The organism is Pseudobacillus wudalianchiensis, assembly GCF_001685015.1.
GTDB classification, from domain to species: Bacteria; Bacillota; Bacilli; order Bacillales; family Domibacillaceae; genus Pseudobacillus; species Pseudobacillus wudalianchiensis.
This window is the reverse complement of the sequence record NZ_MAYT01000007.1, coordinates 31,351-50,282: the sequence shown is the minus strand read 5'-3', so window position 1 is coordinate 50,282 and position 18,932 is coordinate 31,351. Positions and strand designations below refer to the sequence as shown.

The window sequence follows — 18,932 nt, the reverse complement described above, 5'->3', positions numbered from 1 at the left end:
CTGGTGGTAAAATAAAAAAAGTTACACGAACGATTTGAGGAGGAACATAAGATGGCAAACGATATTCGCGTGCGTTATGCGCCAAGTCCGACAGGTCATTTACATATTGGTAACGCGCGCACGGCGCTTTTTAACTACTTATTTGCCCGGAATCAAGGCGGGAAGTTTATTATCAGAATTGAAGATACCGATCAAAAGCGAAACATTGAGGGCGGAGAAGAAAGCCAGCTCAAATATTTGCAATGGCTCGGTATTGATTGGGACGAGAGTGTCGATAAAGAAGGCGAATTCGGTCCTTACCGTCAATCGGAGCGGAATGATATTTATAAAAAATATTATGATCAATTGTTAGAAGAAGGAAAAGCCTATAAATGCTATTGTACGGAAGAAGAGCTTGAAGCCGAGCGGGAAGCGCAGCAGGCAGAAGGAAAAGACATGGCTGGCTATTCTGGCAAGTGCCGCCATTTAACGCCTGAGGAAAGAGCTGAAAAAGAAGCGGAAGGACGAAAGCCGAGTATCCGCATTAAAGTCACTGCCGGGGAAATGCTCACATTCAATGATATGGTGAAAGGACAAGTTTCCTTTGAATCAGATGGTATTAGTGATTATGTTATCGTGAAAAAAGACGGAACACCGACTTATAACTTCGCTGTAGCGATCGATGATCATTTAATGAAGATGACTCATGTACTGCGTGGAGATGACCATATTTCTAATACACCAAAACAGCTGCTCGTTTATAATGCACTTGGCTGGGAGCCGCCAACTTTCGGTCATATGACATTGATCGTGAACGAAAGCCGTAAAAAGCTAAGTAAGCGTGACGAGTCTATTATTCAATTTATTGAGCAATATAAAGAGCTTGGTTATTTGCCAGAAGCGCTGTTTAATTTTATTGCCTTATTAGGCTGGTCTCCCGCTGGTGAAGAAGAGATTTTCTCCAAAGAAGAGTTTATTGAGATGTTTGATGCTAACCGCTTGTCTAAGTCTCCAGCTTTATTCGATCAGCAGAAGCTGGCATGGATGAATAATCAATACATGAAAAAGGTAGATTTAGACCGTGTGGTAGAGCTTGCGGTGCCTCACCTTGTAAAAGTCGGCCGGATTGCTGCCGAACGTTCTCCTGAACAAGAAGAATGGGTACGCGAGTTAATCGGACTTTATCAGGAAAAAATGAGCTTTGGTGCAGAAATTGTAGAAATGTCAGAGCTGTTCTTTAGAGAGGACATTCGTTATGAAGACGAAGCAAAGACTGTTCTTGAAGAAGAGCAAGTGCCTGAAGTAATGGCTTCATTTTTGGAAAAAGTTGAAGCGATGGATGAATTTAAAGCAGAAGAAATTAAGAAAGCCATGAAGGCCGTTCAAAAAGAAACAGGCCATAAAGGCAAAAAATTATTTATGCCGATCCGTGCAGCTGTTACGGGCCAAACACATGGACCTGACTTGCCAAAAGCGATTGAATTGTTAGGTAAGGAAAAAGTTGTCGAGCGTCTTCGTAAGATCGGTAGTTAACATTTCAACCAAAATATAATATATTAAAGATACACCATATTTATACACTAGCGTTGATGAGGAGAAGTAAATAATTGATGCTTTACAGAGAGAACCGTCACCGGCTGCGAACGGTTTAAGCCGCTCAATTATTGAAATGCCCCTCTGAGTCCGCTGCTGAAAGGTATACGAGTAAGCAGCGGCGGGAACACCCGTTATCAGTTTAGAGTTGAATAAACGGACAGTAGTCTGTTTTTCAAACAGAGTGGAACCGCGTCGATACAACGCCTCTGTCTATACAGAGGCGTTTTTATTTTGTTTTTCCAAAAGGAGGATAGCAATGGGAGTGTTTAAAGTACTGAAAGAAGACATTGATACGATTTTTGAGCAGGATCCTGCTGCACGCAGTTACTTGGAAGTGATCTTAACTTATTCCGGATTGCATGCGATTTGGGGGCATCGGCTGGCGCATGGTTTTTATAAAAGAAAATTTTTCTTTCTTGCCCGCCTTATTTCTCAAATTAGCCGCTTTTTTACCGGTATAGAAATTCACCCAGGTGCTCAGATTGGCCGCCGTCTCTTCATTGACCATGGGATGGGCGTTGTGATTGGAGAAACGTGTGAGATAGGCGACAATGTAACCTTGTACCAAGGCGTTACACTCGGAGGTACAGGTAAAGAAAAAGGGAAGCGGCATCCAACAGTTAAAGACAATGCGTTAATTGCATCAGGTGCCAAAGTGCTTGGTTCTATCACCATTGGGGAAAACTCTAAAATTGGAGCGGGTTCGGTTGTTTTAAGAGATGTGCCTCCAAACTCAACGGTTGTGGGGATCCCAGGGAAGATTGTTATCCGTGACGGGAAAAAGGTACAAAAAGATCTTAATCACCATGATTTACCGGATCCAATTGCAGACCGCCTTTCTTCAATGGAAAGAGAAATCATCAGACTGCAGCAAGAGCTTCAAGAAGCAAAGAAGGGAGAACATGTAAATGACCATTCGCCTTTATAATACATTGACGAGGCAAAAAGAGGATTTTGTTCCTTTAGAAGAGGGAAAAATAAAAATGTATGTATGCGGCCCGACCGTATATAACTATATTCACATAGGTAACGCCCGTCCAGCTATCGTATTTGATACGGTCCGCCGCTATTTTCAATACAGCGGTTACGACGTTACGTATGTTTCTAATTTCACCGATGTCGATGACAAGCTGATCAAAGCAGCTAATGAATTAGGCGAAGAAGTTCCGGTAATCGCTGAACGCTTTATCAACGCTTATTTTGAGGATACCGGAGCGCTTGGCTGCCAGAAAGCCGATGTGCATCCGCGTGTAACTGAAAATATCGACATCATTATTGAGTTTATTGAGACCCTAATTGAAAAAGGCTATGCCTATGCTTCTGAAGGAGACGTGTATTACCGCACAAGAAAGTTTGCAGAGTACGGAAAGCTCTCCCACCAATCGATAGACGAATTAAAGGTTGGGGCAAGAATTGGAGTAGGCGAAAAGAAAGAGGATGAGCTAGATTTTGCTTTATGGAAAGCAGCAAAAGAAGGCGAAATTTATTGGGAAAGCCCGTGGGGAAAAGGACGCCCGGGCTGGCACATTGAGTGCTCCGCCATGGCAAGAAAATACTTGGGCGATACAATAGATATACATGCCGGAGGACAGGACTTAACTTTCCCTCATCATGAAAACGAGATTGCGCAATCAGAGGCACTAACGGAAAAGCCATTTGCCCGCTACTGGCTGCACAATGGTTATATCAACATCGACAACGAAAAAATGTCAAAATCACTTGGCAATTTTGTTCTCGTACACGACATTATTCAACAAATTGATCCGCAAGTACTTCGCTTTTTCATGTTGTCTGTTCATTACAGACACCCGATTAATTACAACGAAGAATTGCTGGAAAATGCTAAGACAGCTCTCGACCGCTTAAGAACTGCTTATGAAAATTTAAAGCACCGTAAGCAATCGAGCACGAACCTAACAGAGAATGATGAGCAATGGCTAGAGAAAATAAAGGAGCTTCATCAAGCGTTTACGAAGGAAATGGATGATGATTTTAATACAGCGAATGCCATCTCTGTCTTATTTGAACTTTCTAAGCAGGCCAATTATTATTTGATGGAAAAAAATACGTCCGAACAGGTTATTGATGCTTTTCTAAAAGAATTTGAAGATTTATTCTTCGTACTTGGCTTAAAGTTGGAAGTAGAAGAAGCGCTTTTAGATGAAGAAGTGGAAGCCTTAATCGAACAACGTATTCAAGCGAGAAAAGACCGTAATTTTCAGCTTGCGGACGAGATTCGTGATAAGCTAAAAGAAATGAACATTATTTTAGAAGACACACCGCAAGGCACGCGTTGGAAAAGAGGATCATAATGCTGGAGTTTAAACCATTAAAAGAGGCTGCTCAGATGAATAGCCTTGCTCTTGCCTATATGGGAGATGCGATTTATGAAGTATATATCCGCCATCACTTATTGGAGCTTGGGAAAGTGAAACCGAATCAACTTCATAGAGGGGCGACCCATTATGTTTCTGCAAAAGCACAAGCGAATTTGCTGTATCGCATGATCGAAAGCGGCTTTTTATCGGAGGAGGAGCTGGCTATCGTTAAAAGAGGACGAAATGCAAAGTCAGGGACCATACCGAAAAATACAGATGTGCAAACTTACCGGCACAGCACCGCCTTTGAAGCGCTGGTTGGCATGTTATTTTTAACAGGAGAAGAACAACGGCTTGCGGAAATCATCGATTTTTGTCTGCAACCCGAAAATAAATAAGAAAGGAGGAGACTTGAGGTGTCCAAAGAGTTTATTGCAGGCAGAAACCCTGTACTGGAAGCGTTAAGATCTGATAGAGAAATCAACAAGATCTGGATAGCCGAGGGTGCACAAAAAGGACCGGTACAACAAATTATCAAAAAAGCGAAAGAAAGAAATGTTCTCGTTCAGTTTGTACCGAAACAGAAGATTGACCAAATGAGTGATGAGAATCATCAAGGTATCGTGGCTTCCGTGGCCGCATATGACTATGCGGAGCTTGATGATTTATTTGCCAATGCTGAAAAGAGCGGAGAGGAACCATTTTTTCTTCTGCTAGATGAAATCGAAGACCCGCATAACTTAGGATCAATTATGCGAACGGCTGATGCAGTAGGCGTTCATGGGATTATTATTCCAAAGCGCCGGGCAGTAGGATTAACAGCTGCCGTCGCAAAAGCATCCACCGGAGCGATTGAATATATTCCGGTTGTGCGGGTAACTAATTTGTCACGTACCATTGATGAATTGAAAGAGCGTGGTGTATGGATTGCTGGCACAGATGCAAAAGGAGCGGAGGACTACCGACGATTTGACGGAAAGATGCCGCTCGGATTAGTCATTGGCAGTGAGGGAAAAGGAATTGGGCGCTTAATTAGAGAAAAATGTGACTTCTTGATTCAGCTTCCAATGGCTGGGCGTGTCACGTCTCTTAATGCCTCTGTAGCGGCTAGCGTATTGATGTATGAAGTGTACAGAAGGCGGCATCCTCTAGGGGAGTAACGATGAACATCCTCATAGTTGACGGCTACAATATTATTGGTGCTTGGCCGGAACTTCAAAAGCTGAAAAAACATGATCTTGCCTCTGCCCGTGACCGTCTCGTTCAGCTGATGGCTGAATACCAAGGGTTCACGGGCAGACGGGTCATTGTTGTTTTTGATGCCCATTATGTTAAAGGAACAGAAAAAAAGTATAAGGATTCCAAGGTAGAAGTCATTTTTACACGAGAGAATGAGTCGGCCGATGAGCGCATTGAAAAACTAGCCATCGAATTAAATAATATTAAAAATCAAATTTCTGTAGCGACTTCTGATTTTACAGAACAGTGGGTTATTTTTGGCCAAGGTGCTTTGCGTATTTCTGCACGAGAACTACTGGTAGAATTAGAACATACCAACAAAAAGATCGGGAAAAGCGTTAAGAAATTTAATGAAAAAAAGGTGCATTCAAAAATTTCTCTTACCGACGAGGTGGCAGAAATTTTTGAAAAGTGGCGCCGTGGTGAGAAATGAAAGATTGACGTTCGAAAAATTCGTACTGTATAATGTTGCTATCTATGGCTTTGCAGGCGGAGGGGATGTGTGTGGGTTTGAACCGTTCAAGCAATACAACATTGGAAACGCTTCAAGATGAGCACCTCATAGAACTTGTTCATAATGGGAATAGCGATGCTCTAGATTATTTGATTCATAAGTATAAAAATTTTGTCCGTGCAAAAGCACGCTCATATTTTTTAATTGGAGCCGATAGGGAAGATATTGTCCAAGAGGGGATGATTGGACTTTATAAAGCTATCCGCGATTACCGGGAAGACAAGCTTACCACGTTTAAAGCTTTTGCTGAACTTTGCATTACAAGACAAATTATTACTGCTATTAAAACAGCCACAAGACAAAAGCATATTCCGTTAAATTCCTACATTTCACTTGATAAGCCAATTTATGATGAAGAATCCGATCGAACGTTAATGGACGTCATCACAGGCGCAAAGATTATGAATCCCGAAGAATTGATCATTAATCGTGAACAGTTTAGTAGTATTGAAGATAAGATGAATGAACTATTAAGCGACCTGGAGCGAAAAGTGCTCGCTTTATATTTGGATGGGCAGTCGTATCAGGAAATCTCTGAAGAGCTTAACCGCCACGTCAAATCAATTGACAATGCGCTGCAGCGGGTTAAGAGGAAGCTTGAGCGTTATCTTGAGTTTAAAGAAATCACGTTGTAGGCAATGACTTGACTAGTTCCACTGATAATGTTATTTTTTACAATTGAGATAGATAAGGTGGACTTAAAATGACAAAAAAGAGAATATTAGCTTGTTCCGAATGCGGTTCAAGAAATTATTCCACTCACAGCAAAGCCAACAGCGAAGAACGTCTAGAGATAAAGAAATTTTGCCGAACATGTAACAGCCATACAATCCATAAACAGACTAAATAAGTGGGGCCGCTGTTCAAATCTTGGCAGAGATTGAAAAAAATCGCTGAAAAGGTCATCTTTGCCGCGTGTGCTTAGACCTGAATTTTTGGCCGCTGCGGCTAGGTGGAGTGAAAGCGGACAAGCTGGCGTCCATAGCCAGCCAACAACTAATCACCTTTGAGAAAAGTTGATTTCACCTTTGGAGGGTTCGAAATGTCGAGCATAACACAATTTTTCCGCAACGTTGGGTCGGAAATTAGAAAAGTCAGCTGGCCAAAGAAAAAAGAGCTGACAGGATATACGATCACAGTTATCACAACTGTGTTTTTCTTGGCCATCTTTTTTACGGTGGTTGATTTAGGTATCTCATCTCTTGTACGATGGGTTTTGTCTCTATAATTTTCAACTTTGCCGTTTAGTTTTGAATATACTGTTTTTTGATATGGTATAATGAAACATCATAGAGAAGAAAAAAAAGCCCGCTTCAACGGGTTTTTTCATTTGCTTTTCAAAAGTAAAGGAGGGAAGGACACTTAGTCCCTTTCTATGGAGAAGAATTGGTATGTTGTACACACATATTCAGGATATGAAAATAAAGTAAAAGCTAACCTGGAAAAACGCGTAGAATCCATGGGTATGCAAGATAAAATCTTCCGTGTGATCGTTCCGGAAGAAGAAGAAACTGATATTAAAAACGGCAAAAAGAAAGTAACAAAACGAAAAGTATTCCCGGGATACGTTTTAGTTGAAATTGTCATGACAGATGATTCTTGGTATGTTGTTCGTAATACACCTGGAGTAACGGGATTTGTCGGTTCTTCTGGCCACGGGTCAAAACCAACACCATTGCTGCCGGATGAAGTGAAGAATATTTTAAAACAAATGGGTATGGATGAAAAACGTAAGGACGCTGACTTTGAAGTAAACGAAACAGTAGTAGTAAACGAGGGCCCATTTGCAAACTTCGAAGGAACAGTAGAAGAAATCGACTATGACAAAGCGAAATTAAAAGTGCTCGTAAATATGTTTGGCCGTGAAACTCCAGTTGAGCTTGATTTTAACCAAGTAGATAAATTATAATGGAAAACATCTTGAAATATTAAGGAAATAATGATAATATTTTTAAGTCAGTATGTCTTAAAGACAGACTAATTCTAATTGACCATCTTTATTATAATATAAAGGTGTTATTGAGTGGGAGGGGAAATCCCCAAATACCACATCACGGACTTAAGGAGGTGTGTCTCGTGGCTAAAAAAGTTATTAAAGTTGTTAAGTTGCAAATCCCTGCAGGCAAAGCAAACCCTGCGCCGCCGGTTGGTCCTGCACTTGGTCAAGCTGGTGTTAACATCATGGGATTCTGTAAGGAGTTTAACGCACGTACAGCGGATCAAGCTGGTTTGATCATTCCAGTTGAAATTTCGGTTTTTGAAGACCGTTCATTTACATTCATCACAAAAACTCCGCCGGCTGCTGTACTTCTTAAGAAAGCAGCAGGTATTGAGTCTGGTTCCGGTGAACCAAACCGCAATAAAGTAGCGACAGTAAAACGCGATAAAGTTCGCGAAATCGCTGAAACAAAAATGCCTGACCTTAACGCAGCTAGTGTTGAAGCAGCTATGCGCATGGTTGAGGGAACTGCCCGCAGCATGGGTATTGTGATTGAAGACTAATTGTTCTTAGACGTTGTTCAAGGGTTGCGCTGTGAATGTATTTCGTAATTACTTCACACGCAACCTTTATTCGTGGGAGGTTATTCCGCTAAAACCACATAAGGAGGAAGTTTTAAATGGCTAAAAAAGGTAAAAAGTTTCAAGAAGCAGCGAAGCTTGTTGATCGTACAGCAACTTACGCTATTGACGAAGCAGTTGAATTAGTAAAGAAAACAAACTTTGCGAAATTTGATGCAACAGTAGAGGCAGCTTTCCGTCTTGGAGTAGATCCAAAGAAAGCTGATCAACAAATCCGTGGAGCAGTTGTGCTTCCAAACGGAACTGGTAAAACACAAAAAGTTTTAGTGTTTGCGAAAGGTGAAAAAGCGAAAGAAGCAGAAGCAGCTGGAGCAGATTATGTAGGAGATGCAGACTATATCAACAAGATTCAACAAGGTTGGTTCGAGTTTGATGTAATCGTAGCTACTCCTGACATGATGGGTGAAGTTGGTAAGCTTGGTCGTGTGCTTGGACCTAAAGGTCTTATGCCAAACCCTAAAACTGGAACAGTTACTTTTGATGTAACGAAAGCTGTTCAAGAAATTAAAGCAGGTAAAGTAGAATACCGTGTTGATAAAGCTGGTAACATCCATGTGCCAATTGGTAAAGTTTCTTTTGACAACCAAAAGTTAATTGAAAACTTCAACACAATTTTTGACACAATGTTAAAAGCTAAACCATCTGCAGCAAAAGGCACATACATGAAGAATGTTACAATCACTTCAACAATGGGTCCTGGCGTCAAGGTAGATCCTTCTTCTGTAGCTGTTGCAAAATAAGTTGACAACAGATTTCGAATTTGATATAATTCATTTTGTTGCAAAATAATTGAACATTTATACCGTAGACAGCAGGTGCTGAAAAGCTTAATTTCCCGCCGAGGTAATACGAATATATAGAGTGTGGCTCTGTGCTGTACTTTTCGTAACCTCCATGTCTACTGACGTGGAGGTTTTTTACTTTCATCTAAGGTATGAATGGACAAGCAGAATAGCAAATTATTTGTTTTGCTATAGAAATCTACAGGAGGTGTAAAAGATGAGCAGTGTAATCGAGCAAAAGAAACAGTTAGTAAACGACATCGCTGACAAGTTTAAAAACAGTGCATCTACAGTAATCGTAGACTACCGTGGATTAACAGTTAGCCAAGTAACTGAACTTCGTAAGCAGCTTCGTGAAGCTGGCGTTGAATTTAAAGTATACAAAAACACTTTAACTCGCCGTGCAGCTGAAACTGCGGAGATTTCTGGATTAGATGAATTCTTAACTGGCCCGAATGCAATTGCATTCAGTACAGAAGACGTTATCGCACCAGCAAAAATTCTTAACAGCTTCGCTAAAGCAAACGAAGCATTGGAAATTAAAGCGGGTGTTCTAGAAGGAAACGTTGTAACGGTAGAAGAAGTGAAAGCTCTTGCTGAACTTCCATCTCGCGAAGGACTTCTTTCTATGCTACTCAGCGTACTACAAGCTCCAATGCGCAACTTCGCTCTTGCAGCGAAAGCAGTTGCAGATCAAAAAGAAGAACAAGGCGCGTAAGCTGATTTTTTCAGAAACAGCCTAAACGAATAAAAAGAAAGTAAAAACAAGGAGGAAACTTTAAAATGACTAAAGAACAAATCATTGATGCGATTAAAGAAATGTCCGTTCTTGAATTGAACGACTTAGTAAAAGCAATTGAAGAAGAATTTGGTGTAACTGCAGCTGCTCCAGTAGCAGTAGCAGGCGGAGCTGCTGGCGGAGAAGCTGCAGCTGAGAAAACTGAGTTTGACGTTGTGCTTACTGAAGCAGGCGCTCAAAAAATCAAAGTTATCAAAGTTGTTCGTGAAGTTACAGGTCTTGGCCTTAAAGAAGCGAAAGAGCTTGTTGATAACACTCCGAAACCAGTTAAAGAAGGAGCTTCTAAAGAAGAAGCTGAAGAAATCAAAGCTAAACTTGAAGAAGTTGGCGCTGGCGTAGAAGTTAAGTAATTAAGTAGTAAAGATACAAAGCCCGCTGGATCCAGCGGGCTTTTATTTATGAACGGGCGCTTCTGTTTTCTGTTGTGTAGCTGTTCAAAGTCATGAGCCTGTCTTATGCTTGTTGCAGCGAGTCAAGGCGCTTCCGCTTTTCTAAATAAATTGTTAGGATGGAGGGGCAGATATGACCAATCATTATTTTTCACAGACACCCGGCAGTGAGAGTGATCCGCGGTTTTGGGAATATACTTTAAAGGGCCGGAAATTTCGCTTTAAAACAGATACAGGTGTTTTCTCTAAAAAAGAAGTAGATTTTGGTTCGCGTCTTTTAATTGAAACGTTTGAGTCTCCTGAAGTAGAAGGGCCATTTCTTGACGCTGGTTGTGGATATGGGCCGATCGGTCTTTCTATTGCTTCCGCTTTTCCTGATAGAACTGTTCACATGATCGATGTAAATCAGCGAGCTCTTTCATTAGCGAAGGAAAATGCAGCTCTTAACCAGATTGGGAACGTTAAAATTTATGAAAGCGACCGCCTAGAAGAAGTTAATGAACAGGGGTTTGCTGCTGTGCTGACAAATCCGCCTATACGGGCAGGTAAAAAAGTGGTGTTTGATTTTTTTCATCAAAGCTATGAGAAGCTTGCTGAAGGTGGAGCATTGTGGGTTGTTATTCAAAAAAAGCAAGGGGCTCCTTCTGCTTTGAAAGAAATAGAATCACTCTTTGGAAATGCTGAAATGATTGATCGTTCAAAAGGGTATTATATTATCAAGGCGGAAAAAGTTGACTCGTAAATGGCTCTATGTTATTATTATAAAATGCCAGAATAATAATTGTGACCATTTTTGCTATAATTTCTTTTAGATAGTATAATTAGTGGTTGAAATGGCTACGATGCTAAAATAATAGTTCATCACGCGTAAAATGAGGTTTTCTTTGAAAAAACCTTTTTCTTTTTGTCTTACAGTAAGGCTGAATGCCTGCTATAAGAAGCATATAGGCAACTAAAACGCTTGATTTGAGGGGTGAATCAGTTGGTAGGTCAACTAGTTCAGTATGGACGACACCGCCAGCGCAGAAGCTATGCGCGCATTAGTGAAGTTTTAGAATTACCAAATCTCATTGAAATTCAAACATCCTCCTATCAGTGGTTTCTTGATGAGGGCTTGAGAGAGATGTTTCAGGATATTTCTCCTATTGAAGATTTCACTGGTAACCTTGCATTGGAGTTTATCGATTACAGTCTCGGAGAACCGAAATATCCGGTGGATGAGTCTAAGGAGCGCGATGTCACGTATTCTGCTCCGCTTCGAGTAAAGGTCCGTCTTTTAAATAAAGAGACTGGTGAAGTGAAGGATCAGGAAGTGTTCATGGGGGACTTCCCACTCATGACTGAAACAGGAACATTTATTATTAATGGAGCAGAGCGCGTTATCGTCTCCCAGCTTGTTCGTTCCCCAAGTGTGTATTACAGCGGGAAAATGGACAAAAACGGGAAGCGCGGATTTACTGCTACTGTTATTCCGAACCGCGGAGCCTGGTTGGAGTATGAAACAGATGCAAAGGATATTGTATATGTTCGTATTGACCGTACACGTAAATTACCAGTTACTGTGTTGTTGCGTGCTCTCGGGTTTGGCTCTGATCAAGAAATCATTGATCTTATAGGTGACAACGAATATATCCGCAATACGCTCGAAAAAGACAATACGGAGAGCACGGAAAAAGCACTTATTGAAATTTATGAGCGCTTGCGTCCGGGCGAACCGCCAACAGTCGAAAATGCTAAGAGTTTGCTGATTTCTCGTTTCTTTGATCCAAAACGCTACGATTTGGCTAGTGTGGGACGTTACAAAATGAACAAAAAACTCCACACAAAAAATCGTCTCTTTGGACAACGTCTTGCTGAAACATTGGCAGACCCAGAGACTGGTGAAATTATTGCGGAAAAAGGAACGCTTCTTGACCGCCGTGCACTTGATAAGATTATACCGAACCTTGAAAACGGTGTAGGCTTCAAAACTTATCGTCAATCAGGCGGGGTAGTAGAAGAAGATGTCGTTGTTCAATCTATTAAGATTTATGCCCCGAACAGTGAAGATGAAAAGATCATTAATGTTATTGGAAATGGCTTCCCAGATGTGAATGTAAAACATATCACACCAGCTGATATCATCGCATCTATCGGTTATTTCTTTAACTTACTATATGGAGTAGGGGACACAGATGACATTGATCACCTGGGTAACCGTCGTCTTCGTTCTGTTGGCGAATTGCTCCAAAATCAATTCCGCATTGGATTATCCCGCATGGAGCGTGTTGTTCGTGAGCGGATGTCTATTCAAGATACAAACACGATTACACCGCAGCAATTAATTAATATTCGTCCGGTTATTGCATCGATCAAAGAGTTCTTTGGAAGCTCCCAGCTTTCACAGTTCATGGATCAAACAAACCCGCTGGCAGAATTAACGCATAAGCGTCGTTTATCAGCGCTTGGACCTGGTGGATTAACAAGGGAGCGTGCAGGCTTTGAAGTGCGTGACGTTCACTATTCCCACTACGGCCGTATGTGTCCGATTGAAACGCCTGAGGGACCGAATATCGGGTTGATCAACTCATTATCTACTTATGCAAAGGTGAATCGTTTCGGCTTTATTGAAACACCGTACCGAAAAGTAGATCCTGATACAGGAAGAGTAACAGACCGAATTGATTATTTGACTGCTGATGAAGAAGATAACTACGTAGTAGCGCAAGCGAACGTCCGGCTTAATCCAGACGGCTCGTTTGCCGATGAAGAAGTAGTTGCCCGTTTCCGAAGTGAAAACACAGTGGTAAAACGTGAGCGTGTAGACTACATGGACGTATCACCAAAACAGGTAGTATCTGCTGCGACAGCTTGTATTCCGTTCTTGGAAAACGATGACTCGAACCGTGCATTAATGGGAGCGAACATGCAGCGTCAAGCCGTGCCTTTAATGCAGCCGGAAGCCCCAATTGTCGGTACTGGAATGGAGTACGTTTCAGGTAAAGACTCTGGAGCCGCCGTTATTTGTAAACGAGCAGGAATTGTTGAGCATGTAGAAGCGAGAGAAATCTGGGTACGTCGTATAGAAGAAGTAGACGGAAAAGAAGTAAAAGGTGACCTTGATAAGTATCGCCTGCTTAAGTTCATCCGTTCTAACCAAGGTACATGCTACAACCAGCGCCCAATCGTAAGCGTAGGTGACCGCGTAACAAAAGGCGAGATTCTTGCTGATGGACCTTCTATGGAAAAAGGCGAGCTTGCTTTAGGACGCAATGTAATGGTCGGCTTCATGACTTGGGACGGTTATAACTACGAGGATGCCATCATCATGAGCGAACGCCTTGTGAAAGATGATGTGTATACATCCATCCATATTGAAGAATATGAATCAGAATCACGTGATACAAAACTTGGACCGGAAGAGATCACTCGCGATATTCCAAACGTTGGGGAAGATGCGCTTCGCAATCTTGACGAACGTGGAATTATTCGTATCGGCGCCGAGGTAAAAGATGGCGATCTTCTCGTTGGGAAAGTAACGCCAAAAGGTGTCACGGAATTAACTGCAGAAGAGCGGCTTTTACATGCGATCTTCGGAGAAAAAGCACGTGAAGTGCGTGATACATCTTTACGGGTACCTCATGGGGGCGGCGGAATCGTCCTCGATGTAAAAGTGTTTAACCGTGAAGATGGCGACGAATTGCCACCAGGCGTTAATCAGCTTGTTCGTGTGTATATCGTCCAAAAACGTAAAATCTCTGAAGGGGATAAAATGGCCGGACGTCACGGAAACAAAGGGGTTATCTCCCGGATTTTACCGGAAGAAGACATGCCTTATCTTCCTGACGGCACGCCAATCGATATCATGTTAAACCCATTAGGGGTACCTTCACGTATGAACATCGGACAGGTAATGGAGCTGCACTTAGGTATGGCTGCCCGTTATTTAGGAATGCACGTAGCAACTCCGGTATTCGATGGAGCAACAGAAGATGATGTATGGGAAACAATTGAAGAAGCAGGCATGTCACGTGATGCGAAAACTGTCCTTTATGATGGTCGCAGCGGAGAGCCGTTTGATAACCGTGTATCTGTCGGTATCATGTATATGATCAAACTGGCTCACATGGTTGACGATAAACTTCATGCCCGTTCAACAGGTCCTTACTCTCTCGTTACTCAGCAGCCGCTTGGAGGTAAAGCTCAATTCGGTGGTCAGCGTTTTGGAGAGATGGAAGTGTGGGCGCTTGAAGCTTATGGTGCTGCTTATACACTTCAAGAAATTCTTACTGTCAAATCCGATGACATTGTTGGTCGTGTAAAAACATATGAAGCGATTGTCAAAGGCGAAAATGTTCCGGAGCCAGGAGTTCCTGAATCATTTAAAGTCTTGATTAAAGAACTTCAAAGTTTGGGAATGGACGTTAAGATTATGTCTGGAGACGACCAGGAAATTGAAATGCGTGATTTGGAAGACGAGGATGACATTCAACAGGCAGATACATTAAATATCGCCCCCGAAGAAAACTTGTCTGAAAAAGTAAGTTCAACGGATTAATCTATTAGCAGGCCGGGGAATTCCAACAGCTTTCTCCGGCTGTCTTTAATAAATAGCAGTTTAAGCATACTGGTTAGAACCTGTAGACTGAAAGGGAGGTAGGCCCCTTGCTAGATGTAAACAATTTCGAATACATGAAAATCGGTCTGGCATCACCTGATAAAATTAGATCTTGGTCATATGGTGAAGTGAAAAAACCGGAAACGATTAACTATCGTACATTAAAACCAGAAAAAGATGGATTGTTTTGTGAGCGTATTTTCGGACCTACAAAAGACTGGGAATGTCATTGTGGGAAATATAAGAGAGTTCGTTATAAAGGTGTTGTCTGTGACCGCTGTGGCGTAGAAGTAACAAAAGCCAAAGTGCGCCGTGAACGCATGGGTCACATTGAATTAGCGGCTCCTGTTTCACATATCTGGTATTTTAAAGGAATTCCAAGCCGTATGGGGCTTGTTCTTGATATGTCACCGCGTGCGCTGGAGGAAGTGATCTACTTTGCTTCTTACGTAGTAACAGAAGCTGGTGATACGGCGCTTGAGAAAAAACAGCTGCTTTCTGAAAAGGAATACCGTGCGTATCGTGAAAAATACGGAAATAAATTCCAAGCATCTATGGGCGCAGAAGCGATTAAAAAGCTGCTTCAAGATATTGATCTTGAAAAAGAAGTAGATTTTCTTAAAGAAGAATTAAAGAGTGCACAAGGCCAGCGTCGTACAAGAGCGATTAAGCGTCTAGAAGTGATTGAAGCGTTCCGTCACTCTGGAAATAATCCAAGCTGGATGATTTTAGATGTGCTTCCTGTTATCCCGCCAGAACTACGTCCAATGGTACAGCTTGATGGCGGTCGTTTTGCGACTTCCGATTTAAATGATTTGTATCGTCGGGTCATCAACCGGAATAATCGTTTGAAGCGTTTGCTTGATCTTGGTGCACCAAGCATCATCGTGCAAAATGAAAAGCGGATGCTGCAAGAAGCAGTAGATGCTCTAATCGATAATGGTCGTCGTGGTCGTCCTGTTACAGGTCCTGGTAACCGTCCGCTAAAATCACTTTCACACATGTTGAAAGGAAAGCAAGGCCGTTTCCGTCAAAACTTGTTAGGAAAGCGTGTTGACTACTCAGGCCGTTCCGTTATCGTCGTTGGACCTAACCTGAAAATGTATCAGTGTGGTCTTCCGAAAGAAATGGCACTTGAATTGTTCAAGCCATTTGTTATGAAGGAGCTTGTTGAAAAAGGGCTTGCTCATAACATTAAGAGTGCAAAACGCAAAATTGAACGCGTACAGCCAGAAGTATGGGATGTACTTGAAGAGGTTATTAAGGAACACCCAGTTCTTTTAAACCGGGCACCAACTCTTCACCGTCTCGGTATTCAGGCGTTTGAGCCTACACTAGTAGAAGGGCGTGCAATTCGTCTTCATCCGCTCGTTTGTACAGCATACAATGCTGACTTCGATGGAGACCAGATGGCCGTTCACGTACCGCTATCAGCAGAAGCACAAGCAGAAGCGCGTATGCTCATGCTAGCAGCCCAAAACATCTTGAATCCAAAAGACGGAAAGCCAGTTGTTACTCCATCTCAGGACATGGTATTAGGAAACTATTACTTAACTCTTGAGCGTGAAGACGCAATTGGTGAAGGCATGATTTTTAAAGATGTGAATGAAGCATTGATTGCCTATCAAAATGGCTATGTGCATCTTCATACGAGAGTAGCTGTCGCTGCTTCCGCTTTAAATAATCAAACGTTTACTGAAGAGCAAAACAAGAAGCTTCTTATTACAACAGTCGGAAAGATGGTCTTTAATGAAATTCTTCCGGACACCTTCCCTTACATCAATGAGCCAACAAATACCAACCTGGTAGAGAAGACACCAGAAAAGTATTTTGTTGAGCCGACTGAAAATGTAAGAGAGCATATTAAGAAGCAAGAGTTGATTGCTCCATTTAAGAAAAAAATCCTTGGAAACATCATCGCAGAAGTATTTAAACGCTTCAAAATTACTGAAACATCTAAAATGCTTGACCGCATGAAAGATCTAGGATTTAAGCATTCAACTAAAGCCGGTATCACAGTAGGTGTCGCGGACATCGTGGTATTAGGCGAAAAAGAACAAATTCTGAAAGAAGCACAATTAAAAGTTGATAATGTCATGAAGCAATTTAGACGTGGTTTAATTACCGAGGAAGAACGTTACGATCGCGTTATTTCTGTCTGGAGTGCGGCAAAAGACACGATTCAAGGTAAATTGATGGCTTCATTAGATAAGCGGAACCCAATCTTCATGATGAGTGATTCAGGTGCCCGTGGTAACGCGTCTAACTTTACGCAGCTTGCGGGGATGCGTGGTCTGATGGCCAACCCGGCTGGGCGGATCATTGAACTTCCAATCAAATCAAGTTTCCGTGAAGGTTTAACAGTATTGGAATACTTTATTTCTACACATGGAGCGCGTAAAGGTCTGGCGGATACAGCTCTTAAAACAGCTGACTCTGGTTACCTGACTCGTCGTCTTGTCGATGTTGCCCAAGATGTTATTGTTCGTGAGGATGACTGTGGAACAGATCGTGGTCTTCTGATCCGTTCAATTAAAGAGGGAACTGAAATTATTGAACCATTGGAAGAGCGCCTTGTTGGCCGTTACGCTAGAAAAACAATTGCTAATCCTGAAACTGGCGAAATCATTGCAAGAGAGAATGATCTAATAGATGAGGACATGTCGAATGTTATTATCAATGCAGGTATTGAAGAAGTGTGGATTCGCTCTGCCTTTACTTGTAATACTCGACATGGCGTATGTAAAAAATGTTACGGCCGCAACCTTGCAACTGGCCAGCAGGTAGAGGTTGGCGAAGCGGTTGGTATCATTGCTGCCCAATCAATTGGAGAGCCTGGTACACAGTTAACAATGCGTACATTCCATACAGGTGGGGTAGCTGGAGACGATATCACTCAAGGTTTGCCTCGTATCCAGGAATTGTTCGAAGCGCGTAATCCGAAAGGGCAAGCGGTTATTTCTGAAATTGACGGCGTCGTCACAGCAATTAATGAAGGGCGCGACCGTCAGCAGGAAATCGTTGTACAAAGCGATGTAGAAAGCCGCACGTACACGGCTCCTTATACAGCACGACTAAAAGTAGCTGTTAATGATCAAGTGAAGCGTGGTCAAGAGCTGACAGAAGGTTCTATCGATCCGAAAGAATACTTGAAAATTACCGATGTTTCTTCTGTTCAAGAATATTTGCTGCGTGAAGTACAAAAGGTATATCGTATGCAAGGGGTAGAAATTGGTGACAAGCATATTGAGGTAATGGTACGTCAAATGCTTCGTAAAGTACGGGTAATCGATGCTGGAGAAACAGATGTATTACCAGGAAGCTTACTTGAAATTCACCAATTCAGAGATGCCAATGAACAAGCGTTGCTTGAAGGCAAGATACCGGCAACAGGTCGACCTGTTCTTCTCGGTATTACGAAGGCGTCCTTGGAAACTGATTCCTTCTTGTCTGCAGCATCCTTCCAGGAAACAACTCGTGTATTAACTGATGCGGCTATCAAAGGAAAACGTGATGAACTGTTAGGTTTGAAGGAAAACGTTATTATCGGAAAACTTGTTCCAGCTGGAACAGGTATGCAGAGATATCGTAATTCTGAGCCGGTTTTAGCGACGTCTGAAGAATCTGTAACAGTAGAATAATAAGCGTGTGCTAAAAGGGATCGCACATACGAGACTTTTTAGCGAATTATATGTCCGGGGCCGGCTTTTCCGGCTCCGGCATAATAATTTATTTTCATAGTTGACATTTAAAAACATGAATGATAATATAATCAAGGTGCTCCTATGAACCTTGTTACTTTGGAGGATGTTTATATGTCTTATGATAAAGTAGCGAAGGCGCAAAGCTTGGCGATAGGAACAAAACAAACAGTGAGAGCTCTTGAAAGAAATCAAGCTCAGCAAGTAATGATCGCTGCTGACGCCAGTCCCTTTTTAATGAAAAAGGTAGAAGAACTGGCTAAACAAAAAGCAGTGCCGGTTACTTATGTGGATTCTATGCTAAAGCTAGGAAAAACATGTGGAATTGATGTCAAGGCCGCCGCTGTTGCTATTATTAATGAATAATGTTTTTGCATAAAAGTGCAAAGACTTTGTTTTTAATTTAAAATGGTCCACCTGGATGTGTGGGCTTAAGAA

The 18,932-nt window shown here is 42.0% G+C and carries 17 protein-coding genes, 1 pseudogene and 2 other annotated features; all 18 genes and pseudogenes read left to right on the top strand.

Annotated elements, in window-relative coordinates; translation table 11 throughout:
* The first annotated feature begins 51 nt into the window (after positions 1–51).
* On the top strand, positions 52–1,512 hold the full coding sequence (gltX, locus tag A8F95_RS07290) for a glutamate--tRNA ligase (protein WP_065409930.1): 1,461 nt from the start codon (positions 52–54) through the stop codon (positions 1,510–1,512).
* A 44-nt stretch (positions 1,513–1,556) separates the two neighbouring features.
* Positions 1,557–1,786 (top strand) — a binding site (T-box leader).
* Positions 1,754–2,503: pseudogene (gene epsC, locus A8F95_RS07285) on the top strand (serine O-acetyltransferase EpsC); the annotation flags it as partial. (Overlaps the previous feature by 33 nt.)
* Positions 2,484–3,887 carry a cysteine--tRNA ligase gene (gene cysS / locus A8F95_RS07280; RefSeq protein ID WP_049659318.1) on the top strand — a complete coding sequence of 468 codons (1,404 nt, stop codon included), beginning with the start codon at positions 2,484–2,486 and terminating at the stop codon, positions 3,885–3,887. The pseudogene epsC and the gene cysS, both read left to right, overlap by 20 nt.
* A complete protein-coding gene (locus A8F95_RS07275) occupies positions 3,887–4,291 on the top strand; it encodes a Mini-ribonuclease 3 (RefSeq protein ID WP_065409929.1) in 405 nt (134 codons plus the stop codon). The genes cysS and A8F95_RS07275 overlap by 1 nt, the downstream gene beginning before the upstream one ends.
* Before the next feature lie 18 nt (positions 4,292–4,309).
* Complete coding sequence (rlmB, locus tag A8F95_RS07270; protein WP_065409928.1) at positions 4,310–5,053, top strand: 23S rRNA (guanosine(2251)-2'-O)-methyltransferase RlmB; 744 nt, start codon at positions 4,310–4,312, stop codon at positions 5,051–5,053.
* A gap of 2 nt (positions 5,054–5,055) precedes the next feature.
* Positions 5,056–5,565: an NYN domain-containing protein gene (locus A8F95_RS07265; protein ID WP_065409927.1), complete on the top strand. Its 510-nt coding sequence runs from the start codon at positions 5,056–5,058 to the stop codon at positions 5,563–5,565.
* A gap of 65 nt (positions 5,566–5,630) precedes the next feature.
* Positions 5,631–6,281, top strand: a complete 651-nt coding sequence (sigH, locus tag A8F95_RS07260; protein ID WP_065409926.1) for an RNA polymerase sporulation sigma factor SigH — start codon at positions 5,631–5,633, stop codon at positions 6,279–6,281.
* A gap of 68 nt (positions 6,282–6,349) precedes the next feature.
* Complete coding sequence (gene rpmG / locus A8F95_RS21650) at positions 6,350–6,496, top strand: 50S ribosomal protein L33 (RefSeq protein ID WP_077247259.1); 147 nt, start codon at positions 6,350–6,352, stop codon at positions 6,494–6,496.
* A gap of 192 nt (positions 6,497–6,688) precedes the next feature.
* Positions 6,689–6,874, top strand: coding sequence for a preprotein translocase subunit SecE (gene secE / locus A8F95_RS07255; protein WP_049659328.1), 186 nt, complete (start codon positions 6,689–6,691; stop codon positions 6,872–6,874).
* Between the two features lie 147 nt (positions 6,875–7,021).
* Positions 7,022–7,555 (top strand): transcription termination/antitermination protein NusG, encoded by a 534-nt coding sequence (gene nusG / locus A8F95_RS07250; protein ID WP_065409925.1) that lies wholly within the window; start codon positions 7,022–7,024, stop codon positions 7,553–7,555.
* Positions 7,556–7,722: 167 nt separating this feature from the next.
* Positions 7,723–8,148 (top strand): 50S ribosomal protein L11, encoded by a 426-nt coding sequence (gene rplK, locus A8F95_RS07245; RefSeq protein ID WP_041101809.1) that lies wholly within the window; start codon positions 7,723–7,725, stop codon positions 8,146–8,148.
* Between the two features lie 116 nt (positions 8,149–8,264).
* A complete protein-coding gene (rplA, locus tag A8F95_RS07240) occupies positions 8,265–8,966 on the top strand; it encodes a 50S ribosomal protein L1 (protein WP_049659332.1) in 702 nt (233 codons plus the stop codon).
* 44 nt (positions 8,967–9,010) lie between these two features.
* Positions 9,011–9,154 (top strand) — a sequence feature (ribosomal protein L10 leader region).
* Between the two features lie 71 nt (positions 9,155–9,225).
* Entirely contained in the window at positions 9,226–9,726 is a 501-nt protein-coding gene (gene rplJ, locus A8F95_RS07235; RefSeq protein WP_049659334.1) for a 50S ribosomal protein L10, read from the top strand.
* Between the two features lie 65 nt (positions 9,727–9,791).
* Positions 9,792–10,157, top strand: a complete 366-nt coding sequence (gene rplL / locus A8F95_RS07230; protein WP_049659336.1) for a 50S ribosomal protein L7/L12 — start codon at positions 9,792–9,794, stop codon at positions 10,155–10,157.
* Between the two features lie 172 nt (positions 10,158–10,329).
* Positions 10,330–10,938 carry a class I SAM-dependent methyltransferase gene (locus tag A8F95_RS07225; RefSeq protein ID WP_065409924.1) on the top strand — a complete coding sequence of 203 codons (609 nt, stop codon included), beginning with the start codon at positions 10,330–10,332 and terminating at the stop codon, positions 10,936–10,938.
* 240 nt (positions 10,939–11,178) lie between these two features.
* Positions 11,179–14,733 carry a DNA-directed RNA polymerase subunit beta gene (gene rpoB, locus A8F95_RS07220; protein ID WP_065409923.1) on the top strand — a complete coding sequence of 1,185 codons (3,555 nt, stop codon included), beginning with the start codon at positions 11,179–11,181 and terminating at the stop codon, positions 14,731–14,733.
* 107 nt (positions 14,734–14,840) lie between these two features.
* Positions 14,841–18,434, top strand: a complete 3,594-nt coding sequence (rpoC, locus tag A8F95_RS07215) for a DNA-directed RNA polymerase subunit beta' (protein WP_065409922.1) — start codon at positions 14,841–14,843, stop codon at positions 18,432–18,434.
* Positions 18,435–18,608: 174 nt separating this feature from the next.
* Positions 18,609–18,860 (top strand): 50S ribosomal protein L7ae-like protein, encoded by a 252-nt coding sequence (locus A8F95_RS07210; RefSeq protein WP_065409921.1) that lies wholly within the window; start codon positions 18,609–18,611, stop codon positions 18,858–18,860.
* Positions 18,861–18,932: the final 72 nt, after the last annotated feature.

What these genes read in the sequence shown, in the direction of transcription:
- rplA (WP_049659332.1), top strand. Translation starts at nt 8,265, where the DNA reads ATGGCTAAAAAAGGTAAAAAGTTTCAAGAAGCAGCGAAGCTTGTTGAT.
- gltX (WP_065409930.1), top strand. Translation starts at nt 52, where the DNA reads ATGGCAAACGATATTCGCGTGCGTTATGCGCCAAGTCCGACAGGTCAT.
- nusG (WP_065409925.1), top strand. Translation starts at nt 7,022, where the DNA reads ATGGAGAAGAATTGGTATGTTGTACACACATATTCAGGATATGAAAAT.
- A8F95_RS07210 (WP_065409921.1), top strand. Translation starts at nt 18,609, where the DNA reads ATGTCTTATGATAAAGTAGCGAAGGCGCAAAGCTTGGCGATAGGAACA.
- rplJ (WP_049659334.1), top strand. Translation starts at nt 9,226, where the DNA reads ATGAGCAGTGTAATCGAGCAAAAGAAACAGTTAGTAAACGACATCGCT.
- A8F95_RS07265 (WP_065409927.1), top strand. Translation starts at nt 5,056, where the DNA reads ATGAACATCCTCATAGTTGACGGCTACAATATTATTGGTGCTTGGCCG.
- secE (WP_049659328.1), top strand. Translation starts at nt 6,689, where the DNA reads ATGTCGAGCATAACACAATTTTTCCGCAACGTTGGGTCGGAAATTAGA.
- A8F95_RS07225 (WP_065409924.1), top strand. Translation starts at nt 10,330, where the DNA reads ATGACCAATCATTATTTTTCACAGACACCCGGCAGTGAGAGTGATCCG.
- A8F95_RS07275 (WP_065409929.1), top strand. Translation starts at nt 3,887, where the DNA reads ATGCTGGAGTTTAAACCATTAAAAGAGGCTGCTCAGATGAATAGCCTT.
- rplL (WP_049659336.1), top strand. Translation starts at nt 9,792, where the DNA reads ATGACTAAAGAACAAATCATTGATGCGATTAAAGAAATGTCCGTTCTT.
- rpmG (WP_077247259.1), top strand. Translation starts at nt 6,350, where the DNA reads ATGACAAAAAAGAGAATATTAGCTTGTTCCGAATGCGGTTCAAGAAAT.
- sigH (WP_065409926.1), top strand. Translation starts at nt 5,631, where the DNA reads ATGTGTGTGGGTTTGAACCGTTCAAGCAATACAACATTGGAAACGCTT.
- cysS (WP_049659318.1), top strand. Translation starts at nt 2,484, where the DNA reads ATGACCATTCGCCTTTATAATACATTGACGAGGCAAAAAGAGGATTTT.